Here is a 23,383-nt window from a genome sequence, read left to right on the forward strand (position 1 = left end):
CAGCCCAAATACATGCAATATGAAACGATTACTCACTTTTGTCTATGCCATTTTTCTGGCATCTTCGCAATTAAATGCACAAACCACCACCACCGAAGTGCTCTTCGAGACCACCAAGGGTAACATCCGTATCGCTTTATATGACGAAACACCACAGCACCGCGACAACTTCCTGAAACTCACAAAAATGGGCTCGTATGATTCACTGCTGTTCCATCGCGTGATAAAGGATTTTATGATCCAGACGGGCGATATCTTCAGTAAGAAAGCCAAACCTGGACAGTTGTTAGGTTCAGGTGATTACGACTATACCACCGAGGCAGAGTTCCGCCTGCCTAAAATTTTTCATCGTCGTGGTGTGGTAGCCGCTGCGCGTGAGGGCGACAAGAAGAATCCAGAGCGCCGTTCAGGTGCCAGCCAGTTCTACATGGTGTGGGGCAAGGTGTACGACGATCGCCGATTGGCCAGGATTCAGGAGAAGCTCGATTCGGCCACCAATGGCGAGGTGAAGCTGACGCCCGAGATGATTGAGGCCTACAAGACTGTTGGTGGTACACCCCATTTGGATGGCCAATACACCGTTTTTGGAGAGATTGTTGAAGGCATGGATGTGGTTGAGGCTATTCAAGGCGTGGCAGTAGATAAGAACGATCGCCCCTTAGAGGATATCCGCATCCTGAAAGCCACCGTTACTAAGGACCTCCCTGCCCCACCTGCTCCAAAAGCTATTCCCAAGCGTAAAGTAGCACCTAAAAAAAGAAGATAATAACATCACAAAAACAAAAAATATATGGAAAGTCAGAGTGCCATTGATTTGGCTGAATACATGAATGGCAGCATTCGCAACATTATGGCTACAGCCTATAAGAATGTGCTGAGCAATCCCCGTGAAGCGAAGTTTGCCTTCAAGATGCAGCGACTGTTTGAGAAATCGGAAAAACGCCGTAAGAAGATGGCAGAGAGCGAAGGTCTGGATGTGCCTCCCTTCTTGATCAGCAGTATCTCAACCACCTGCAATCTGCACTGCAAGGGCTGCTACGCCCGTTCAAACGGAATAGCCGAGGATAACGAGGCCGATCGCAAGGCCACACTGACTCCCGAACAGTGGCGCCGCATTTTTGAAGAGTCTGCCGAGATGGGAATCAACTTCTCGCTGCTGGCAGGTGGCGAGCCTATGATGCGCAAGGATATTCTGGAACAGGTGGCCGAGGTCAAGGATATGATATTCCCTATCTTTACCAATGGCACGCTGATTGGTCCATCGTACTTGGAGTTTCTGCGTAAGAATCTGAACATGGTGCCCATCATCAGTCTCGAGGGAACAGCCATCGGTACCGACGAGCGTCGTGGTCAGGGGGTGTTCAAGCGTGCCATGCAGTCGATGGAGATGCTGAAGTCCGAGAACCTGTTCTTTGGTACCAGCATCACCGTTACTACCGAGAACATGCAGCTGGTAACATCTGCCGATTTCATCAATCAGCTACGCGGTTATGGTTGTAAGATTGTGTTCTATATCGAGTATGTGCCCACCGAACCAGGCACTGAGCATTTGGCGTTTAGCGATGCTCATGTGGCCCAGATGGAGCAGTTACTCGAAGAACGCCGCACGGCTTATCAGGATATCATCTTCCTGTCGTTCCCAGGCGATGAGAAGGCTTTAGGTGGTTGTCTGGCCTCTGGTCGTGGCTTTTTCCATATCGGTCCTGATGGTTCGGCCGAGCCCTGTCCGTTCTCACCATTCAGCGATAGCAATGTGGTGGAACTTGGTGTGCGCCAGGCACTTAAATCGCCATTGTTCAAGAAAATCCGCGCTGCCCGTGCCTTAGGTTGGGAGCACACTGGCGGCTGCACCCTTTTTGAGCACCGCGAAGAAATAGAGCAGATGATGAACAAATAAATATTGCTCACGGAAGTCCAGATATACCACATGCTTGCAATGCTTATTCTCTTCTTATATTATAAGGATATGACAATTTCCAGGGCGAATCCTCCAGTTTAAACTTCTTGGCGCCTTCCTGAGTCTTTGGTGTGCGCACCAGAGGAATGTCAGAAATATCCATCAGATAAAGATAGTAACTGAACATATCTTTGATGCATCCTTTTGCTGACACGCGGGCTGAGAGGTATTCTGAACTGATGGGGTCATTGCCACGGATGGCAGTCAACTCTTTATTACATGCTATCAGTTTGGTGATGGCCGTTTTACATTGCGCTAAGACTGTCGTTGGCGACTTCTGTTTCCAGCGGTCTATCATCTTACGGTTGTATTGGGCTACTATCTCGGCCTCGCGCTTACGACCTTCCACAAACCAGTCGGGCGTCTTCTTCTTTGGGTTCTCTGCTGCTACACGTGCACGCAGCTCGTCTTCTATGGGCTGCACACGCTTGCACTCGTCAGAGCCAAACCACTCCTTAATCATCTGCTTTACCACAGGCGAATAGATGTTATAGTAGAAACGAGGTGCACCACCCTGTTTCTCCAGTAACCAGCATCCTCTGTCGTGATCAGCTGCATCACTGTATAAAACATTGTCATTATACTTGTTGTACAGCGGTGTGCAGATAGTCTTCAGTTTCTCCAGCACCTTCAGATATTGAGCATTCTTCTTGTCTATATGGATGGTGTCGAAGGGCAGTCCTTTACGTGCCTTTTTGGCTATTTCCATTCTTAGCTTACTAATTCTGTCTGCTTCTGCTTTCAGTTCTGGTTCTGGCTCGTAGTTATCGAGTGCCTCGCCACGTGCCCCAAGCTCAACGGCGTATCGAGCCATCTTCTCTCGTGTGTCCACCTCTGATGCGGCAGGCAAAACGGGCAGATTCTCTAATGCCTCTTCGTAAGTCTTGTAAGAGTATTTATCTACCAACGCTTTTCTCTCCTCTTTGCTGATGTCGTACTCTGCATGCAGTCCATCCGGTTCTCTGGCTGTATAGTCCCAGAACATGTGTCCGCCCAGATTCTGGGCATAGTTGCGGTCTTCAGGCTCTACGTAGAGTATCTTTGCAGTGGCCTTTGGGGTAGTTTTCGCGGTGGTCTTTTGGCTCTTAGCTTTTGCCTGGCTTTTTGCTTTTACTTTGGTTTGAGCCTGCATGGTGGTTGTTCCTGTTAGCAGTATGGCTACAAGAGATAGATAGATAAATGGTTTCATCATAATAATAAAAAGATTACTTATTTAATTTTTGGCTGCAAAGATAAATAATGTTTTGAAAATAAAATCATCGATGAAACCTATCGGACATATTTTATCACTTATAGAACATTGTCATTCAAAGAAAATCCCAAAGCAATTTGATTATGCTTTGGGATTTATGATTTATTTGTAATAAATTGGTTAATAAACAAATTATTATTCCTATCTTTGCAGTGTTTTTGATGAATATGAATATGCAAACTACAGTAAAACTACTCTTGGCAGCGCTGTTGCTGCAACTCATGCCATACCATATGATGGCGCAACAGAAGCCGTGGCAACACGGACGATTAGAGGTGTCAACTAATCAGCGTTTCCTGCAACACGCCGATGGTACCCCCTTCTTCCTGATGGGCGAAACGGCCTGGCTCATGCCCGAACGATTGAATCGTGAGGAGATGGTGTATTATCTGGATAAGGCACGCGATGCGGGTTATAATATGGCACAGGTACAGGTGCTTAATGATGTGCCCTCGACGAATGTTTACGGACAACCTTCGCACGACCAACAAGGTAACCTGATAACTACGGCAGATTATGGCTACTGGAACCACATGGACTACATGATCAAACAGGCTGAACAGCGCGGCATCTACATTGGTATGGTGTGCATCTGGGGCGGCGTGGTAAAGGCCGGCAAACTTACGGTTGAGCAGGCTAAGACCTACGGCAGTTTCCTGGCCAACCGCTATAAGGATAGTCCCAACATCATCTGGATTATCGGTGGCGACATTCAAGGAGATGTAAAGGCCGATGTTTGGGAAACACTCGCCACCACCATCAAGGCTATCGATCATAATCACCTCATGACGTATCATCCACGTGGTCGCTATACATCGGCCAAATGGTGGAGTAAGGCTTCGTGGATTGATTTCCACACCTTCCAGAGTGGGCATCGCAGATACGGTCAGCGCATGAACGACACCACCTACCCTATCCCCGACAATACCGAAGAGGATAACTGGATGTACGTTGATTCAACCTGGACTCATAATCCCATCAAACCAGTCATCGACGATGAGCCTATATACGAGGCCATCCCCAAAGGTCTGCACTATCCCGACGAAGGCTTGTGGCAGGCCAGCGATGTGCGCCGTTATGCCTATTGGAGCGTGTTTGCAGGCAGTTGCGGCCACACTTATGGTCATAATGCCATCATGCAGTTTTACAAGCCAGGCTATCCCCCAGCCTATTTTAATAAAAAGGTGTGGACCGAAGCACTCAATGATCCTGGATTCAACCAGATGAAACATCTTAAACGTCTGATACTCGCCTTTCCGTATTTCGAGCGTGTGCCCGATCAGAGTATCATCCTTGATAACGGCACCAGATACAATCGTTTAATGGGCACCCGTGGCAACGATTATCTATTGGTTTACAACTACACGAGCCGCGACATGAAGATTGATCTTCGCAAGATATCTGGCGACAAGAAGAAGGTTTGGTGGATGGATGCCAGTACAGGTAAGCTTACTTATATAGGTCTATACGACAACCAGATACTAAAATACCGTCCCCAGAAGTCTGGAAACGGTATAGAAGATGGTGTACTCATAGCCACCGATGCCCGACTATCATTCACGCTCGACAATAGATTCGAACCAGGCGGTTACAGTACTACGGCTGTGCCGCTGGCTGCTACCATCAGCATCGAACCACTGTCACCGATGGTCTCATAGTCCAGGTCGATGCCTACGATAGCATTGGCGATTATTATGCTGTTAATCTGTGTAGTTATGATCCACTACGACAACCACTTGCTGATCGGGAACTAACGGCTGAAGTTCTGCGGTAAGCTGACTGATAAAGGCTGCCTCGTCGTGAACGGAGATATCAGGCACAACATCTACAGACAGATACTTCCTTTTCTCTGAATAGTAGAAGCCGTGCACCTGAACGATATCCTTGTGGGCTGCAAGGGTCTGCGTCACCGTTGCTTGCAATTCAGCCCGCTTGTTATCACCCGTAGCGATGGCATATACGCCAACGGTCATGATAATACCATGCTTCTCATACATCTGTGTAGAAATCCGTCGTGTCAGTCCGTGAATCTCGTGGGCTGTCATCGTATCATAGACGTTGATGTGCAACGAACCAATCTTTACGTCAGGACCGTAGTTGTGTAGTATCAGGTCGAATACACCATGTACGCCCTCGAAATCTGATACCTCCTTCTGAATCTGCTTGGCAAAGTCAGCCGAAATGCTTGTACCCAAGAGTTCGTTGACAGGCGAAGCTAACATCTCGATACCAGCCTTGATGATAACGACGGAAATCAGTGCACCCAGAATGCCATCGAGCGACACACCCCACAGCAACATGACGCCTGCCGAAATAAGCGTTGCCAGCGTGATGACAGCATCGAACAGCGCATCGGAGCCAGAGGCAATCAGCGCGTCGCTCTTCAGTTGCTCGCCCTTCTTCTTGACGTACTGGCCAAGGACGAGCTTTACTTCGATGGCCACCACGATGACCACCAGTGTGGTGGTAGTGTACGAAGGCTCCGTGGGGTCGAAGATTTTCTTGACCGACTCGATGAGCGAGGTGATACCTGCCGACAATACAATGACAGCAATGATGATGGCGCTGAAATACTCGATACGCCCGAAACCGAAGGGATGTTTACGGTCGGGGGCCCTTTGCGAGAGTTTGGTACCTACGATGGTGATGACACTCGACAGCGCGTCGCTCAGATTGTTGACGGCATCCATCACGATGGCAACACTGCTGGCCAGAATGCCTACTGCGGCCTTGAAGCCTGCCAACAATACATTAGCGGCGATGCCTATCCAACTGGTTCGGATGATTTCTTGACTGCGATCCATTTTTCTTCTTCTAAATTCCGACTGCGAATATACGTAAAAAATCCCAAAGCACAATGATTCGGCCTTGGGAATTAGGAAAATTTGGATATTAACTGTTACTTTATAGATTACGTCTGAATCAACCTCACCTTGCGCCTGTTGCCTGATGGGCGGACGGCGAAGTGCAGCCAGATGGCGCCGCTGGCGTTTCGCTCTATCAGCAGCTCGTCGAAGTCCTCCTGGCTCTCGTCTGCAATGTCGAGCAGGATGGTGGCATAGCGGATGAGCTGACAGATATCCTTCACCTTGATATCAGCCGCACACCCTGTGAGGTGATTGCTGGTGGCAACACCACCCACGGCTTTGTTCACCTGGGGCGAGCGATAGCCGCTGTTGATGATAATCGGGTCGTTACCCCCACCATAGCGGCTGTTCCACTCACTGCGCAGCATCTCCAACCAGCTGCAGAGGCGCTTCAGGTTCTCAATATGTACGTGCGAAGGGATGTTTCCATCTGCGGTCTTCACACTGGTCTTACACATCTCTCCCAACACGAAATGTTGGGAGAGTTTTGCTTTACTATTCAATTGTACTTTCTGTTCCATTTTTACTTTTTTACCTTTTTACTTTTTTACCTTTTTACTTTTTTACCTTTTTACTTTTTTACCTTTTTACTTTTCCCTTGTATTTTTCGCTCTTTACAAAACTGTGCTCTGTGCTCTGTGCGCAGTATCCACGCATACGCCAGGTCCTAACCATGTGCGAAGTTTCTTTATGACCTGCAGTCAGCCCCTGTTGCAATCGTACGCGCTTAGCATCTTCTAATGTAAACTCATCGGGCAACAGCTCCAGCAGATTTCGAGGCCCACGGGTGCCAGTGCGCTCGCCTTCTCGGGCAGCCTTCTCAATGTCGTCGCCAAAGAACTGCATCTTACACCACAGATCGTACTGCAGACTCCATCGGATAAACGCCTCCATCGTCTTCTCCCACTGGCAGCCATTAGCCACGTACAGCACGCAAGCCTTTAACCAGGCTATCACAATGGCGCGATGCGACAGATTCCAGTAGGTTTCATCCTGCGACAACCGGGCAACTTCAGCGCACTCCTCCTGCAACTTTTTGGCCAGCCTGAATGCCTGCGGACAATCCACTACGCCATGGGCCGATGTCAGGTTGTTGATATACATCTTCAACTCTTCGTCAAACGCCTCGTCGTATTTGCCGTAGATGGGCTGCTCGGCACCGATCTCCATCTCGGGGATGGTACAGAAGTTGATACGACTGATAGGCCCATCGGTAAGCACCCTGCTAAAGAACCGCCTACCCTTCTGCACGGTGGTACAGGCGTTCCAGTTAAACCTGCACTTAGGTCGGGCGGTTACGCTCTGCGTGCCGATACGCGTTTGTCCGAACTCGGCACCAGGGTCGAAAGCCAAGCACATCAGCTGGAAATGCTGCTTGCCCGTCTGACCTTTCAACTGCTCAAACAGATCAATCTCGTTCAGCTTCACGTACACAAAGTGCCCCTCGGCTTCGTCCATACGGGTAACGAGTGCAGGCTTGGTCATATCGGGATCAATCTCTTGTATCACCAGTCCTTCGGGGCGCACCTGCTTGTCTTTGTTGGCACCTTTCTTTTGGCAATCCTTTTTCCACTCAGCCTCACGGCGGGTGTTCTCGACATCACGCGCTTTGATATCGGCCATAATATGGCGGATGGGTTCATCAATACAACCCTTTCCTGCGCCCGTATGTGCCATCAAGCAGTTCATCAGCGTGGCCTCATGCTTCACGTAATCGGTGTACTCGAATTCCACCTCTTTCAAGTGTGTACCCAGCGAGGGGAACACCGCATGCGCCACAGCAGCCTTGTATTGGTTGGGGGTGTTCTTGGTCAGGAGTTTAATCAGTTTAGGCAACTTCGCCGGCATCTCCGGTGGAATCGAAGCAGCACGATCCATCACATCCGCTTCCTTATCATTTGCTATTCTCCTGCTCTTCGTAAAAATGGTCTCTTCGTCCTTGTTCAGTTTGCGCTCCGGGTCGTAATACCTGTCGTAGAAATCGTTCAGGCATTTCTGGATGTTATCGTCAGCCCAGTGTTCAGGCATCAGCTCGGCCAGCGCCCCGTTGGCCTCCTCCTTGCTCAACAACTGGTTGGTGCCGCTCAGGAAAATCTTTACTGCATTATGACGGCCACCGATATCCGTAAAGTCCGATTTATCCAGATTCTTAGCTTTCAGCACAGCCTCCATCACGAATCTCGCCCGCTCATCGATTGCCGTGACACAACCAACAGCAGAATCAGTCCTGTTAGTCCTGTAGTCCGTTGCTAAAACTTCCAACCACGGCTTATAGTGCTTCCGCGCTTTCTTGGCACTGGGCGGCACCTGTTCCAAGCCCTTGCGCTCACGCTCTTTTAACCGGGCATATTCCGCCTCGCACTCCTCAGCCGTCATGGGCTCTCCAAACAGCTCGTTGTCAAGATAAAGTAAATCTTTTTCATCGCCACTTGTCGAGAATACCACCCTTTGCAGATCCTTCACATTGGTATCCATCTCAATCTGCAGAATGGTAGCAATGCGCACCTGATTCTCTAAGATGGTGGTGCCCGGCTGGCGCTTACAAACCAGATGGTAGCCCCCACTCGCGCTCTTCTCCAGCATCATTAGGCCTATCTCATCTTTCTTGGCCAGTATCTGCTGCGCCATTACCGCACTCTGGGCAGCATCGTAGCAATCCACATCGTGGAAAAAGTAGCTGCCGATGCTCTTGCAACCAGCCAGAGCCGAACGCTGCAGCACACCAATGTTGTACGCAAACTGCACCAACTGGGCCTTGGCCTTCTCGTCGCCTTGGCGGGCTTTAGCCAGATTATCCAGATTCTCCTTGGCGTTTCTCAGCGCCAGGAACTCTTCGCGATTCTTTACCAGATAGGCAAACTTCTTACCCTTGTTTTCTATGCGGTAAATCATTTACTCCATCCCTTCTTTACAAGGTGGCTGATAATCTGACAAATACCTTTTCGCAGGATGGTGGGCAGCTGGGTGCGCAGCGCATTAGGCACCACAAAAGTTACACGGTCGAAGCCGTCACCGCCAAACGACAGACTGGCATAACACCCTCGGAATTCAGGCTTGCGGCGCAGCCGTTTGGTCCGTATAAACTCAAACGACCCGTTGCTCAACAGCTGTCCTAAGCCACGACCACGGAATGCATCCATTTGTCCTACACTCGGATTATCGGGCAGAAACTGCACATAATCCATTTCTAACTCACTCTTTGTTACGGCCATCATGCCGTTAACAGTCACTGTCTTGTTTAGTTTGTTGATTCTTTTCATCTTTCTACATTTTTACGATTTCGTTTGCAACTATGTCCATAAACACCTGCCCGTTGTACTCGCGGGTCTGGAATCGCAGATCGGCAACAACCAGTTCGTTCTCAGCAAACTCGATGGTAGCCAGGTTGCCCAGTGCCGTCACCACATAACTGTTAGCATACTTACCGCCAAGTTCCTGCAGCACCAAGGTTCGCTTGTTCAGCACGCCGTTCTCACTTTTCTCACTCTGCACGGTAGTCATTGCTCCGCACTTCTTTACTCTTAAAATCATTGTGTTCATAATTACTTTTTTACTTTTTTACCTTTTTACATTTTTACCTTTTTACATTTCCCAATAAATGCTTCCGAATTTGGATTGGAATTCCTTCCTTACCTCTTCGATGCTTTTTCGTGTAATCCGATAGCCTCGATCATACGCTCGCTGCTCTTCGGCCCTCACATCCGCAAGATACAGCAGATATTCTTTTCGTTTAATCCCAGCCATGACCGTTTTCTATCAGGTTTACAATAAAGTCACGTCCTTTCTCCGTCCAAACCAGATAGGTTTCGTATTTCAGCTTGCCTTTCAGCGAGTAACTCACGTTCAGGCGGTCGGCCGTAAGTCCTAAACCTTCGTATTTGGGTAGCAGTCGGTACTGTCCGCATCGCCACCGTTGAATCTTCATGTCAACCAGGAACGAGTTCAGGTCGTGCGCTGTCATGTTGTAGATGGCTGCAATCTCTGTCACGGTCAGGCAGCCGTCACTCTCTTCGTTCGCCGCATCCAGCTGCTCGCCAACTATCTCTTCCGACTCGTGCAGCACCTCCTGCTTCGTTGTCAGCAATCGCATTGGCGGGTGTAGTGCCAAGCGTTCCGTTTCTAACTGTTCCCATCGTAACACCAGCTTAGCACGATCTTCGTCGCGAAACTTGGTTGCAATGTACAGCGTTTCGGTTTTGGTGAGTTCATAACAGGGGAATTCACGAACGCCACCGTTAGGTTGTATCACTTTTCGGGATGACTGGGAAAATTTTCCCAATGATACCCTTTCCCACGCAGGCTCCATCTTTCTGATGGCTTTCAGTATGTCGTTGTGGGGTTTTCCGCAAATCTCAGCAATCTCGAGCGACGTCATATGCGCCGGTTGTTGGTTATACTGAGCATGCATGCGGGTTGATAAACTTGAAGTTGAAATTGTTATTGTATTCATAATTTTTAAAAATTTAAATTGTTATTGATTGAATATGTACGTGCGCCTCTGTGCGCACATGTGCGTATATATACGCCATTAAATCGCCCTCCGCCGTTCGGAAGGTGAATGTTTGTACCAGCATGTTGGAGATCGCTTGTGAACTGAATCACGCTGGCAAAATTAGGCATAAAAAAACAGCGACGGAAGTAAAATTCCATCGCTGTAAAGCTTTCGTGAGAACCGCGTAAAGGTTTGATGATTCTCGTGAGATTTAGCCCGGATTAAGCCGTTTTTCCGTGAGGTCTCGTGAGGTCTTCGTGAGATTCTCCAAGTTCCAGAAAAGTGATCACTTGCAATGCCTTGGTCCTATAGGCACGAAAACGGTTAAAGCTCTTTAAGGGCGAACTTACAGGCGTCCATTCTTCCACAGGCTTTCTGAAACAGCCATCGTCCAAACGCTGCATCTCGTCGTATTTGGGTTGTGGCTGATGATCGGGCAAGACGTCTTTTATCAGCTTGCAAAAGCCATGATAATCCTTATCGTCTATCACATGATACTGTACAAGCGGGCGGTAGAACGAGAACCAGTCGCGCATCACTTCCACATCAGGACCGAGCTGTCTGATCACCCACTGGGCATGTTCGAGCGAAGCCACCTTAGGTTTCTTCACTGCGTTCTTCGCTTCGCGCGTAAGCTGTTTAGCTTCGTGATACTTCATCGTTGGAGCATTGCAGATATAGCGCATAATCCTGGCTAATATGGCGTTACTCTTATCGTTTATACAGATGGGCTCTACATCTTCGTTCTTCGACAGCAGCCATTTGTTGCCTTCATCATCCTCGAAATAAAATCTCACCAGATACTTACCATCAATATAAGCCAATACCATTTTGCCGTCATCCGGTTGGTTGTCACACAGCATAATAAGTATGTCGCCCTTATGAATACCTGCGGCGGTCATCGAGTCATCATTCATCGATATACCCGTCATCGGGAATAATGGCAACACCTCAGAAGGCAGCATCAGCCGCTCCTCGAAAGTTTCGCGCGCCACATAGCCGCTCGCATCTTCGTCATCCTGCGGCATATAGCTATATTCCGCATCACACACTTGGGGGTTCCACCCATCTTCCTTCAACTTCTCAAACATTTCTTCGCCACTCCGATTTTTCGGGTGGCGATTCGGTTGACCTTTAATTTCTTCAGTCATTTCAATTTCATTTTTTAGTTATTATATCCTGATTGTCAGCCGCAAAAATAAACATTTTGATAGAAAAAACAAAACTTTTTTCCTATTTATTACCAACAGTTCAAAAAAAGTATTATATTTGCACCGAAAAATGATTTTCAATGATTAAAAGGATAAGGTAAATTTATTTTTAAGTAATTTATACGAGGAGCCAACAGTGATGTTCGCTCCTCGTTTTTATTTATACCTTACCAAAAAGCTTGATGAAGTCATCGACCGCATCAACCGTATAAATGGTAGTCTGTTCATAATCTACATGTCTATTACTCCTCAGCTGCCATGGGGAGAGAGGTTTCTTCGTCGAGTTTGGGGTATGGTATCACGCCCTCTATCAGATGGTGCATAAAATCTACGTAGTTGGCCACTTTGGCGCGATTATCGCCAAAAGCCAGTTGCCAGTTAAACTCACGATACGGATCCTGGCCCAGTGTGCGACGCTCCATATCACCATTGGCACATACATAGTTCAGTATACTATCCAGATATTCCTCTTGTATGGCTGTTAGCTGCTCAGAACGGATAAACTCATAGAACTTCTGATGAGCCTTTGCCCTGTCGATACCGCACAGCGAACGGATCAATGCAGCTACATTGCCACCATATATCTTGCGCTCTCGTTTGCAGTATTCTTCATACTGTTCCTTGCTACCTAACTCTTCCCACATGATACGCTCCAGCTCGTGTACATCAGCAATAGTCAACTGCTCCATATTATATATCTTCTGGAACACCTCGTCATTGCGATGCTCAGCCAGATAGACGAACACTTTCTGACTATAAGTTACATTCTGTGGTTTTGGCGTATCTACGCGTGGTGCATCTATGATATCCTTGATGTCAACATCAAACGTTTTGTTATCGTTTTTATCGATGGCAAAGCGCATCAGTTCCCTCAGCACCTTGCGCACACGTTCCATATCCTCAAGCGTAGCCTTCTGCCAGAACTCGTCGGTCATCACCTCATCTAAGGTTGCCATTTGCTCTCTTACTTGTGGGATGTTACTCTTCTTAGCTTTCAAGAAGTAACACAGTTGCTTAAGTTTCTCGACAACAGCCGATGGCATAGCTGCCTTTCTGAGATATGCCAGTTCGCAGGCATACATCATCACATCCAGCATCATAGCCATTTCGTCACCCGAAGCTACCAGCAATGGGCCGATGGTATGCTTTAGTACAGCGATATCGGCTTCCTTCAGGTCATCCCAATATTTTTCGGCTCGGAACGGGTCGATCTCTGCCCCATTCTTACGCACCAGGATTCGCTCAAATCCAAGCCCATCTACCTGCTGCCATAACTCGTGTTTCATCTCACTATGCAGCTGGCGCTCAAAGTCTTTATTACCCTCGCGCTGCAACAGCAAAGTCATATCTGACTTCATTCCGAAAATACGCTCTGTAAGCGATACTGGCCTTGAAGTTGTGGCACCATTCGGATTCTCGTCGAAGTAATCAAAGTTGTTACAGAAGTCGAAAATCAGGAATTTCTCCTTATGCTTACCTGGTCCTAACAGGTTCTCACACAGTCGGGTTCCACGTCCCTTCATCTGCTCAAACTTTATCTTTGAATGTACTGGTTTAAAGAATACCAGATTCAGTATCTCGGGCACATCGATACCCGTATCCATCATATCCACGCTTACAGCTATGCGCGGCTCGTGGTCAACCTTTTTTATGACAAGTTTATCGTTATGCAAAGTAAAGTGAGAAGCATACCTGATAATCAGATGTTTGTGAGATTACTTCTCACTTCTACTTCACATAATAATAGTCAGTGTCCGAGGCCTCTGAGCCAGTCTCGCAGGTCTTTGCTCTTCTCCCATTCCCTATCAGAGTCACTGTTAGGAAGGAGGTCTGCATATGCTTTTTCCAGTGCCTCACGCTTGGCTCTAGAGTCAGCCCTTGCGTAGATATCAGTTGTCTGTATCGACACATGACCAAGAAGATCGCGTATATAAACGAGATTTACTCCAGCCTGCAAAAGATGCATTGCCCTGCTGTGCCGAAGCGAATGACAGCTTATCCTCTCTGGTATCAAATCAGGGGATACTTTCCTTGCCAAATTCGCATAGGTAGCCAGGATATAAGAAATGCCTTCACGCGTCAGCTTCTCATGCCTGTTGTTGAAAAAGAGCGGCGAGGCTCCCTTGCCACTTTCATCAAGATGATACTCTTCCATATACCCACGCAGTATTTCAACCTGTTCCTTTGCCAGAAGAGGCACAATGCGAGCCTTCCTTCCCTTGCCGTACAAGCGTATGGTATACGGCTCATGGCTTATGCGCACACTGTCTACCGTCAGGTCTGCCATTTCCTGTACGCGAGCTCCTGTTTCATACATCAGCGAGAGGATTGCAAGATGTCTTCTGCCGTTTCTTGTCGTAGTGTCTGGCTGTGCAAGCAGGAGTTTGACGCCTTCCGCAGACAGATAGTTGAGAGTAGTCCCTTCCGTCCTCATCGCCTTTATGGTGAGTATCTTCTGCCATTGTTCCATCATGTCTATGACAGCATAGTGCAGATACCAGCAAAACGAGTGTATGGCTGCCAGTCTGTAGTTGCGGGTGGCAGGAGAGCATTTTCTTACTTCGAGAATCCACTTCAGATATCCGAGCACACTGCTGCGTGTGAGATGTTTCAGTCCAAGTCGATCTATGGATATCCCTTTGTCATTCTTCATGTAGTCGATGAATTGCAGGAAAGCATCCCTGTAGGATGCGATGGTGTTGTGACTTACGTTTCTCTCATGCGGCAGATATTCAGACAGGAAACGGCTCAGATGCTTTGCAAAGTCAGTCGTCGTAGTCATAGGCCGGACAGACTGTCGGATATACAAAAGCGTTTATCTCTGAGCACTGTTCCTCCAGTTCAGGGTACATGCAGCATGTCAGGCGCACATACTGTTCTGTGGCAGTCAGCGAGTGATGCCCAAGAGCTGTCGAGAGTATCGGCAGGCACGTATAGAGATCCATGCCTGAGCGTCCCATCTGCACGAGGGAGTGTACAGCAAAGGTATGTCTCAGGTCGTGTACCCGTGGGCCATGATGATTACCGAAATGGGGTATCCCGCACATATCGAGTATTTTCCGGAAATTCTGATATACGACTCCCTGGTTCAAGCTCGTACCATCGGACTTCACAAAAAGCAGTCCGTCATCAGATGATATGCCTTTGATTGGCATACGGTCACGGTAGCCCATATATTGTATGAGTACTGCTTCCAATGATTCACTCACAGGCACGATACGTTCACTTCCGTTCTTAGTCTTACGCAGATGTATATAGTGTTCATCAAGATGTACGTCTCTGTTCTTTATGGAAAGAGCCTCGGATACCCGCATGCCAGTACCATAGAGCAAACGCAGGATGGCCGGTATGGATATCAGCGCAGTTCCCATGCGGATGTCATAGAGCCGGAGACTGTCTGTGGCAGTAAAGATGCCAGACATCTGTTCCTGGGTGAAGATATACGGTGTAAAGTCGGGCCTTGGCTGTTTGGGCAGTCGCGGTATGAAACACTCACATCCGCAGCGGGACATTGTCCTGGTAAGCTGGGACCACACGGAGTATTTTGCATAGAGCGTCCTGTCGCTGTCTGCGATACGGGTAGCCCGCCATTTCCGGATAAATGCCTCGGTGATGTGTGCATCGGAGAGTCCTTCATTATTGGCAAAGTCATCAATCTCCTTCAGTATCCACTTCGTCCTGTGCGCACTGATGCCTTGAGACGACTTGACCTCAAGCAAATGCTTCATATATGGTGCAAGCACGCTGCTATAGTTAAACTGCTCAGCCATAGAACGCACCTCCTCTCTGCATATAAAAACAGTCAGCAATCTCAGGAACAGGCAATGCACACTTCTGTAATGAGCGGATGTCTATTTTCAAGTATGCCAAAGTGGTCTGGGTGCTGCGGTGTCCAAGCGACTCGGATATGACAGGCATCATGGAGCCTCCATTGAGCATGGCACTGGCAAGGGAGTGGCGAAGTGAGTGGGGACCGTGATGTTTCCCGGATGTGTCCACGCCAGATCTTAGAATTATCCCGTTGATGGCAGCACATACCATATTCTTCGTCGCAGTCACATAGGGAGCATTGCCCGATAGGAATACATTTTGAGAATCTGACTTGGGACGCCCATGACGCAGATAGTCGATAATAGCATTGCCCACGTCTGCAAGCAGAGGCAGTTCTATAACCTTCTTGGTTTTCTGCATGGTGAGTGTTATCATGTTTTTGTCCCAGTCTATATCAGAGAATTGCAGGTCGGCGATATCAGATGCCCTCAGGCCGAGACGTGAGGCCAGAAGCAGCATTGCATAGTTACGCTTCCCGTTAGCACTATTGCGTGAAACGCTCTGCTCGATTCTCATCACTTCATTGGCTGTGAAATAAGACGGAATACGCTCCGGCTTATGTGTCTTGTAGGTGTCAAACAGTTCCTCAAAGCGGTCGTCGACAATATGCTCTTCCCTCCAGAAACGGAAAAGGACACGCAGAGCCGACACTATATTGACCTTGTTCGTCGGATGCGAGGAGACAAAGGTCAGGATATCTTTCTCTGTAATGGCAGGCACATGCTTGACGTTACGCTCGTTCAGATGCATAAGGAACTCACTCAGATACAGACGATAGTCCTTGATGGTGACCATGCTGCGGCGCAGGTTTGTCAGATGGGTTATCAGTTTCTCCATCTCTGCCCCAACCTCCCCATCGAGGGCATGGAACACAGGTGTAAAGCAACGTTTGCGGATGTAGCCGAGCTTCAGCATATCGTCAAGCACCTGAATGCTCCTTATCTTCTCACGTTCCTGTGGACGTATTGTGCCATGAAAATGGCAGGTTGAAACGAATTCGGCTCCCACCGATGGTGAATAACTCTCAATGTCCTTTTGGGACATGTAGCGGATGATGCCATTACGCCAGAGTGACTTGTACACTGTAATTCTGTTCCTTGTGTAACACTGCCTCTGGAAGTACTTGATGCATCGCTCCGTCAGCTCTAAGATATTTACTTCTTCCATAACGAATAATAATAAAAGTTGGGGCTTATGCCTTACCTATAATATAATGTTATGAGAAGTAATTATGCTAAGTAATTCGAAAAATTATCAAGCAATCAGCAATTTAGCATCAACATGGGTATGACAACTTTGCATAACGATAAACTTGTCATAAATTTTATTATGTGTAGCTTCTCATAAGTTCTTCAAACTGGCTAAGCAGATGTTTTCGCTGGGTTTCCTGATAATCGATCACCTCGCAATAGTCGGGCCCTAACTGCGGATACAGCACGGCAAACCGCTCGGATATCTTTACTGCATGCTTGTGGTTATAGGCAAATATAATCGTCTTACCGATATTCTCGCCGCTATCCACCCGCAGGCCCTTCTCCATCAGTTCCTGCAGCACCTTGTCGATTGTGTCGGTATTATAAACGTAGCGGAATATCTCGTTGTTGTCGATATCTCGTTCGCCAGTACCCTCTTCCTCAAAGATGGTATCTAATTGTTTCTTCTCTTCTTCCGTACGGTCGTTGTATCTGATACCATGCTTCAGGATATCTGAATCGTAGCGGAGCGCCTCGAAATCTACCAGATGCTCATCTCTTACGGCCTCGCTATACTCATAATAATCGTTAGGCACACCATCCTCCAGCTCCAACAGGCGGTAGGTGCTGCGGTCGATTTCTTCACGTGGCGTGGCGGTAAGACCTACCAGCAACGAGTCGAAATAGTCGAATATAGCACCATACTTACCAAATACCGAGCGGTGAGCCTCATCAATGATAATCAAATCGAAACGACCTACACTGAACGTCTTCTCTTCGATATCGATGAAGTTGATCATCGTCTGGTAGGTAGAGAACAATATACGTGCATCAATGTTACGGGCCTGTCGCGGGTCGCACAGATTACACTTGGTCTCATCAGGCAGATAGGTATTAAACTTACCAAAAGCCTGCTCTACCAATGCTGTACGGTCAGCCAAGAACAGCACATTCTTTACCCAGTTGTTTCGCAGCAGTACCTCTACCATTGCTATCGATACGCGCGTTTTACCTGTACCCGTAGCCATTACCAGCAGGGCGCGGCGATGCTTCAGGTTAAAATGTTCACAGACACGTTTTACGGCTCTGGTCTGGTAGGGACGGTTCACAATCTCCTCCTTCGCCATCATGTCGATGATATCCTGACGGCCACGCTTCTGTATCAGTTTCTGAAGATCCTGTCGACTATGGAAACCGTAGATAGTGCGAGCTGGATAACCCAGTCCGTCGATGATATTGGTTTCGAATCCATTGGTATAGTAAACTACTGGTTTTACACCATATTTTGCCTCCAGGCACTTGGCATAGAGTTCGGCTTGGGCTTTGCCCACTATGGGATCTACCGTTGTTTTCTTAGCCTCTACTACAGCCAAAGGCATACCGTCTGTATCAAACAGCACATAGTCGGCATAACCTATGCCCGATGCGTTTGGCATACCGCGCACTTCTATCTCTACGCAAGCCTTTCCGCTCACGATAGCGTTATCGGTTTCGGATATCTCCCACCCTGCCTCGCGTAGCATCTCGTCGATATACAACTTGCGTGTTTCGGCTTCGGATAGGTTCTCAGGATTATGCGCTACCACCACCTGCGATGCAGGAGTAGTAACGGGTTTAACTGTTTTAGCAGCCTCTTCCTGCTGTTTGGCTATTTCTTCGCTGGTAGCACTAATCACCATTACTGGTGTACCCTTATCAGGAATCAGCGCTTTGTCGAACTTAGGATAACGCTCAATGTAGCCTAATAGCATCAGCACGTCGCCTACAAAGTAGTAGATATCTATCACGGCGTACTCACTATCCTTTTTCGACACACCTCCAGCGTGAGCGGCACGATTACCCACGCTGCGCACAAAATGCAGTTTCTGCATCAAATCGCGCGAGTTGATAAACTCTGTGAACTTCGTATCTTTTACCTTCTCAAAGAGCGTGGCACGGGGCGATACTTCCCAGTGCTGCACCCTGTAAATCAGGTCGACAGTCCACTCTAACGAACGTCTGCAAGCCATTGCCGATTTGTCTGGATCAGACTTGCAACAACTCTCCGCTCTGTCACACTGAGTATACAGCGTCGTAAACAGCGGCAGTTCTTTTAGGTAGTCGAAGTTCTTCATATCATTGCTGGGTTAGATCTTAATCAAAATAATAATCCATTCTACTATCAAGCAACTGCTGAGTTTCAGCGATGCTCTTTTTCACCAGTTCCTTCTGTGCCTCAATCGCCTGAATCTTTTCAGCAAATTGCTGCTGCAGGGCGAGAGGGGGAAGATTAAAACTGTAAGAGAATAATGTTTCTCTATTCAATTTAGGCATACGAGCACGCCCTGAGTTTTTTATTGCATAGTCAAGGAATTGCTTTGAGGACAATAATTTTGTTATATACACATTGTTTGCTTTTGGCAGAACAGAAAGAGGGTACATATCTGCACTACAAATTCCATCGAATCTTGCGATAGCAACTTTATTTAAGTTTGGACGTATTTTCGAATATAATATCATCCCTGCTTTAAATGGATATTTATCGCTTATCAATCCTTCAGACTTTGCCTGTACACAATTAACGATTTCATTAGTTCCACCAACAATATTAGCAGGGCTTACATGTAATTGAGAACAGTATGGCTCGGTATTTGGATCAACCAAACCAGACACAACTTCAACAACATCACCCAACTTAACTTTCTCATAACCATCTGAATCCCCAAACATATCATAGAAGATAGACTGAGCGAGTTTATCGAACTCCTTCAGTTGCTCTTGCTTTAAAGCAATCATTTCGTTCAAGCAATCCAACTCCGCCACAATCCGCTGCTGGACTTCCGTAATAGGATTTGGAATCATAAAATTAGCCAACTGAGCAAAACGAAGATTATTAATATTTGCTCCTTTACCTATCTGTTCAAGGCCATCCCGATATTCCTTTGACAAGAAATAATAGAACAAGTATTTGGGATAAATGTTCAGAGGCTTTATCATTCCCATAAAACCGCCAAAAGCATAGTCATAATCTTTATCTATGAAAGCTACTTTCCCCAAATGGGTTTTACTTCCATTCGACATACATATAAAGATTGAGTCCTTAGCAAGTTTCTTTGATTGGGGGATTTCAAAAGTTTCATTAAGCCATTTTATCTCATCAAAAACCAATTGATGAGAATCCAAGTCGATATTATTTGAACGAAGCACGCCTTTTGTAGAAGAATCAGACTCATCCTTTTTTGAATAAGTTAATCCTCTCTCAAAGGTAGCGACCTCTCCCAGCTTCTTATATTCCCACTTACTTTTATCCATTACTCGTCCTCCTTGTTATTTTTCACTTATCAATTTCTTGAGAGCATCAATATCAGGCAGTGCTTTGCGAATCTTCTCTGGCATATCATCTGCCGTTTTGTAAGTAGCTACACCCATTGGCTTCGAGTAGTCGCGAATCATAAACTCAACATACTCACGATTGGCAGACTTGCACAACACCATGCCTATGCTGGGATTCTCATGCGGTTTGCGAATCTTTTCATCCAGAATCGTCAGATAACCCATCAACTGACCAAGATAACTGGTTTTAAATTCCCCAGTCTTCAACTCTATCACCACCATAGCATTCAGTTCGCGATTGAAGAACAACAAGTCGGGGAACTGCTCTACGCCATATACCTCCAACAGCTGTTGGTTACCCATGAACGTAAAGTCGCGCCCTATAGTCATGATGAAATTCTTCACCTTATTCACGATTTCCTTCTCCACGACACGCTCATCCACATCAATACTGTCACGCACACCAATCTCCTCGACATTGATGTAATCAAGCATGTAAGAGTCCTTGAACATCATGACCGCCTTGCGCATCATCGCAGCATTAGAGATGGTTTTGGTGAAATTGCTCGGCATTTGCTCACGATGACCATAGGCGTCGTTCTTCGCAAGTTTAATAACATCTTTTTCAGATAAATGCTCTTCTGCAGTACGATGTATATAATAGTATCGTGCATTGATGTCTTTTGTTCCTTCTATTATTCTAACATGATGAGTAAAAGGCACTCTAAAGAAATCCTCAATAGGGAAATCTTTTGTCAATGGAACCTGCAAAGTGTTGTATATATCAATTTCAGCAAGTGCGCTTGCTGAAATTACAACAGCCTGATTATCTTTGTTTTGCAATTCAGCAAGTGCACTTGCTGAATTAGAATCAAGCATATCCCAATTCTCATAGAACTTACGCATATTTCTTAGAGCTGTTGACGAGTATCCTCTTAATCCTGGCAATTCTCTACGCAGTTGATTGCTGATGATGTCAAGGGCGCCTGTACCCCAAACGCCTTTTCGTGTATGCTGAGAAATATACTTTCCAATACCAAAATACACAGCCAATTGGATGCGGTTAACACCCTTGCAAGCCTCATACTGTCCTTGCAAAATGGCTTCTTTAATAACTGCAATGGCTCGTTGCAGTTTTTCGTCGTATGTTTGAATTTCCTTATTCATTGCTCTTTCTAAATTGTGAACGCACTGCGTTCAGAATTACAAATACTTCTCCTTAAACTCCTGCTGCTTGGCAGCGAACTGAGCCTCAAGAGCCTCAATGCGAGCAAAGACATCCTTGGGATTATCATAGACCACCTTTTCGCGCACCACCTCCTTATATTTATTGAAGGTCAGGTCGTAGTCGTTCTTGCGAATCTCGTCTACTGGCACAAAGAAACTCTGATCTTTGCGGGTGCGAGAAGTCTCAGCCTCCAGGTTCTGCCAACGCTGCAACAGGTCTGGAATATCGTCGTCGCTACATGGTGTACGCTTGGCGTTCAGCGTAAAGCCATCGCCACGCATCTCGTAGAACCACACCTTATCCGTACCGCCTGCATCGGTCTTGGTGAATATCAGAATGGCTGTAGAAACGCCGCTATAAGGTTGGAATACGCCTGCAGGCATAGAGATTACAGCACGCAAGCACTGCTTGTCAACAATCTCTTTACGTATGGCCATGTGGGCATTGTCGTTACCAAACAGCACACCATCAGGAACCACTGAGAAGCAACGGCCTCCCAACTTCAGCGAGCGTACAAACAGCGCCAGGAACAACAGCTCTGTAGCGTTGGTATTGGCGATAGAGAGCAGACTCTTGCTGATAGTACCTTTGAGCACCTTGCCCGAGAATGGCGGATTAGCCACACAAAGTGTATAGCGGCTCTCATCGGTATTATCCTCCGACAGCGAGTCCTGATACTTGATATTGGGCGAAGGGATGCCATGCAGCAGCATGTTCATCGCACCGATACGCAGCATAGTCTGGTCGGTATCAAAACCGTTAAACATGGTAGAATAATAGCGCTTGCGTACATCTTCGTCCGACTGGATGACAGCTCGATTCTGGTCGTAAATCTGGCGGGCAGCCTCCATAATGAATCCTGCACTACCCATAGCAGGGTCGCAAATCACATCATCAATCTTGGGTTCAGCCATCGTGATAATCATACGGATGATATGGCGAGGCGTACGGAACTGGCCGTTCTGGCCTTTCTCCGACATGCGCGCCAGCATATACTCGTAGACATCGCCCATAGTGTCAGCATCTTCCATATCCAGCAAGTCGATATCATCAACCACCGACTGCAGTACATCAGCCTTAGGAATGCTAAACACTGCGTCCTGCATATAGCGACTATAGGCCGAACCACTCTCCTTGCCTATGCCCTTGATAAACACAAACACATTGTTACGCACATGGTGCAGCATATTCTGAGCCGAGAAGCTCTTGAATACCGACCAACGCAGTTCCTCGTAAGGCACCTCCTGATTGGTTTCTGGATTAGTCCACTTCTGGCCCTTCTTAAACAAGGGGTCTTCGAGTTCGTAACCAAACTCGATAGCGTTACTCTCTTCACGTCGCTGCTTATCATCCAGCAACTTAATAAAAAACAGATATGTAAGTTGTTCAAGGATAGTGACGGGCACGGTGATTCCACCTGCCCATAGCGTATCCCAAATTTTATCTATACGGCTTTTTACGTCGCCGGTTATAGTCGAAGAATTCTGGTTCTGGTTACTTGCCATCTTATCTAATTATTAATTACCCTGCAAAGATAATACAAATATCTGAAATACACAAACTCAACATTGTTTTTTATCAGCAATCATAGTATTTTTCGTAATTAGAATTTCTTTTTGTCAAATAAGAATTGATTGCAAATATAACATAATTTCCTGATTCAGTCAAATTTTGTGGGGAGAAAATAATCACAAAAGCGCACAGAGCACAGAGCACAGTTTATTTGCGAGAGGGTACATGGATTAGTGAGTTTTATTCTATATAATAATTACTATATATATAATATAAATATTATATATATAGTAAAAATATTACTTGCATATTTTGGGGTGCTCATGAGAAAACTGTGCTCTGTGCTCTGTGCTCATATGAGTAGACTTACCAATTTTAACAATTCATTAACAATTAATATTTCATTATATAACGAAATTTTCGTACCTTTGCATTGTCAAGATGAAGATGGAGATGATGCTCCCGCGCGAGGAAAAAGAATCTCCCACGTGCACTAAGAAATTCTCCCACGTGTGGCCGCAAACCAAC

At 46.8% G+C, this 23,383-nt stretch carries 19 protein-coding genes and 1 pseudogene; 3 read left to right on the top strand and 17 right to left on the bottom strand.

Annotation, left to right across the window (positions count from 1 at the left end):
- Nucleotides 1-19 precede the first annotated feature (19 nt).
- Together T495_RS0105930 and T495_RS0105935 are read left to right on the top strand one after the other, a co-directional pair.
- On the top strand, nucleotides 20-766 hold the full coding sequence (locus T495_RS0105930; RefSeq protein WP_033147948.1) for a peptidylprolyl isomerase: 747 nt from the start codon (nucleotides 20-22) through the stop codon (nucleotides 764-766).
- A gap of 24 nt (nucleotides 767-790) precedes the next feature.
- Nucleotides 791-1,897, top strand: coding sequence for a radical SAM protein (locus T495_RS0105935; RefSeq protein WP_033147949.1), 1,107 nt, complete (start codon nucleotides 791-793; stop codon nucleotides 1,895-1,897).
- A 43-nt stretch (nucleotides 1,898-1,940) separates the two neighbouring features.
- Here T495_RS0105935 and T495_RS0105940 read toward each other — a convergent pair whose 3' ends face one another.
- A complete protein-coding gene (locus tag T495_RS0105940; protein ID WP_033147950.1) occupies nucleotides 1,941-3,149 on the bottom strand; it encodes a hypothetical protein in 1,209 nt (402 codons plus the stop codon).
- Between the two features lie 227 nt (nucleotides 3,150-3,376).
- On the opposite strand from T495_RS0105940, the gene T495_RS0105945 reads away from it, so the two are divergent.
- A complete protein-coding gene (locus T495_RS0105945) occupies nucleotides 3,377-4,867 on the top strand; it encodes a glycoside hydrolase family 140 protein (protein ID WP_081773337.1) in 1,491 nt (496 codons plus the stop codon).
- On the opposite strand, the pseudogene T495_RS16345 reads toward T495_RS0105945, so the two are convergent.
- The 16 genes and pseudogenes from T495_RS16345 to T495_RS0106020 all read right to left on the bottom strand — a co-directional run.
- Nucleotides 4,843-4,929, bottom strand: a pseudogene (locus T495_RS16345) (hypothetical protein); the annotation flags it as partial. The gene T495_RS0105945 and the pseudogene T495_RS16345 overlap by 25 nt on opposite strands.
- A complete protein-coding gene (locus T495_RS0105950; protein WP_028903758.1) occupies nucleotides 4,910-6,013 on the bottom strand; it encodes a cation diffusion facilitator family transporter in 1,104 nt (367 codons plus the stop codon). The pseudogene T495_RS16345 and the gene T495_RS0105950, both read right to left, overlap by 20 nt.
- A gap of 107 nt (nucleotides 6,014-6,120) precedes the next feature.
- Nucleotides 6,121-6,597 carry a D-Ala-D-Ala carboxypeptidase family metallohydrolase gene (locus tag T495_RS15110; RefSeq protein WP_081832029.1) on the bottom strand — a complete coding sequence of 159 codons (477 nt, stop codon included), beginning with the start codon at nucleotides 6,595-6,597 and terminating at the stop codon, nucleotides 6,121-6,123.
- A 58-nt stretch (nucleotides 6,598-6,655) separates the two neighbouring features.
- Nucleotides 6,656-8,968 carry a hypothetical protein gene (locus tag T495_RS15115; RefSeq protein WP_051651874.1) on the bottom strand — a complete coding sequence of 771 codons (2,313 nt, stop codon included), beginning with the start codon at nucleotides 8,966-8,968 and terminating at the stop codon, nucleotides 6,656-6,658.
- Nucleotides 8,965-9,336 (bottom strand): hypothetical protein, encoded by a 372-nt coding sequence (locus tag T495_RS0105965; protein WP_028903759.1) that lies wholly within the window; start codon nucleotides 9,334-9,336, stop codon nucleotides 8,965-8,967. Before T495_RS0105965 ends, T495_RS15115 begins: the two co-directional genes overlap by 4 nt.
- 4 nt (nucleotides 9,337-9,340) lie before the next feature.
- Nucleotides 9,341-9,607, bottom strand: a complete 267-nt coding sequence (locus tag T495_RS0105970; RefSeq protein ID WP_231480229.1) for a DUF3127 domain-containing protein — start codon at nucleotides 9,605-9,607, stop codon at nucleotides 9,341-9,343.
- 199 nt (nucleotides 9,608-9,806) lie between these two features.
- The gene (locus T495_RS0105975; protein ID WP_081832030.1) at nucleotides 9,807-10,526 is read right to left on the bottom strand and encodes a Rha family transcriptional regulator; all 720 of its coding nucleotides are present in this window, start codon (nucleotides 10,524-10,526) and stop codon (nucleotides 9,807-9,809) included.
- Nucleotides 10,527-10,789: 263 nt separating this feature from the next.
- Complete coding sequence (locus T495_RS15120) at nucleotides 10,790-11,719, bottom strand: LexA family transcriptional regulator (protein ID WP_081832031.1); 930 nt, start codon at nucleotides 11,717-11,719, stop codon at nucleotides 10,790-10,792.
- Between the two features lie 302 nt (nucleotides 11,720-12,021).
- Complete coding sequence (locus T495_RS0105985) at nucleotides 12,022-13,452, bottom strand: type I restriction endonuclease subunit R (protein ID WP_033147953.1); 1,431 nt, start codon at nucleotides 13,450-13,452, stop codon at nucleotides 12,022-12,024.
- 74 nt (nucleotides 13,453-13,526) lie between these two features.
- A complete protein-coding gene (locus T495_RS0105990; RefSeq protein WP_033147954.1) occupies nucleotides 13,527-14,561 on the bottom strand; it encodes a site-specific integrase in 1,035 nt (344 codons plus the stop codon).
- A complete protein-coding gene (locus T495_RS0105995; RefSeq protein ID WP_033147955.1) occupies nucleotides 14,545-15,549 on the bottom strand; it encodes a tyrosine-type recombinase/integrase in 1,005 nt (334 codons plus the stop codon). Before T495_RS0105995 ends, T495_RS0105990 begins: the two co-directional genes overlap by 17 nt.
- On the bottom strand, nucleotides 15,542-16,777 hold the full coding sequence (locus T495_RS0106000; protein ID WP_033147956.1) for a site-specific integrase: 1,236 nt from the start codon (nucleotides 16,775-16,777) through the stop codon (nucleotides 15,542-15,544). The genes T495_RS0105995 and T495_RS0106000 overlap by 8 nt, the downstream gene beginning before the upstream one ends.
- 160 nt (nucleotides 16,778-16,937) lie before the next feature.
- Nucleotides 16,938-18,917, bottom strand: coding sequence for a DEAD/DEAH box helicase family protein (locus tag T495_RS0106005; RefSeq protein WP_051651876.1), 1,980 nt, complete (start codon nucleotides 18,915-18,917; stop codon nucleotides 16,938-16,940).
- Between the two features lie 19 nt (nucleotides 18,918-18,936).
- Entirely contained in the window at nucleotides 18,937-20,094 is a 1,158-nt protein-coding gene (locus T495_RS0106010; RefSeq protein ID WP_033147957.1) for a restriction endonuclease subunit S, read from the bottom strand.
- Nucleotides 20,095-20,109: 15 nt separating this feature from the next.
- A complete protein-coding gene (locus T495_RS0106015) occupies nucleotides 20,110-21,282 on the bottom strand; it encodes a PDDEXK nuclease domain-containing protein (RefSeq protein WP_051651877.1) in 1,173 nt (390 codons plus the stop codon).
- A gap of 36 nt (nucleotides 21,283-21,318) precedes the next feature.
- On the bottom strand, nucleotides 21,319-22,848 hold the full coding sequence (locus T495_RS0106020) for a type I restriction-modification system subunit M (protein WP_033147958.1): 1,530 nt from the start codon (nucleotides 22,846-22,848) through the stop codon (nucleotides 21,319-21,321).
- Between the last annotated feature and the right edge of the window lie 535 nt (nucleotides 22,849-23,383).

Source organism: Prevotella sp. P6B1, assembly GCF_000702825.1.
Taxonomy (GTDB): Bacteria; Bacteroidota; Bacteroidia; order Bacteroidales; family Bacteroidaceae; genus Prevotella.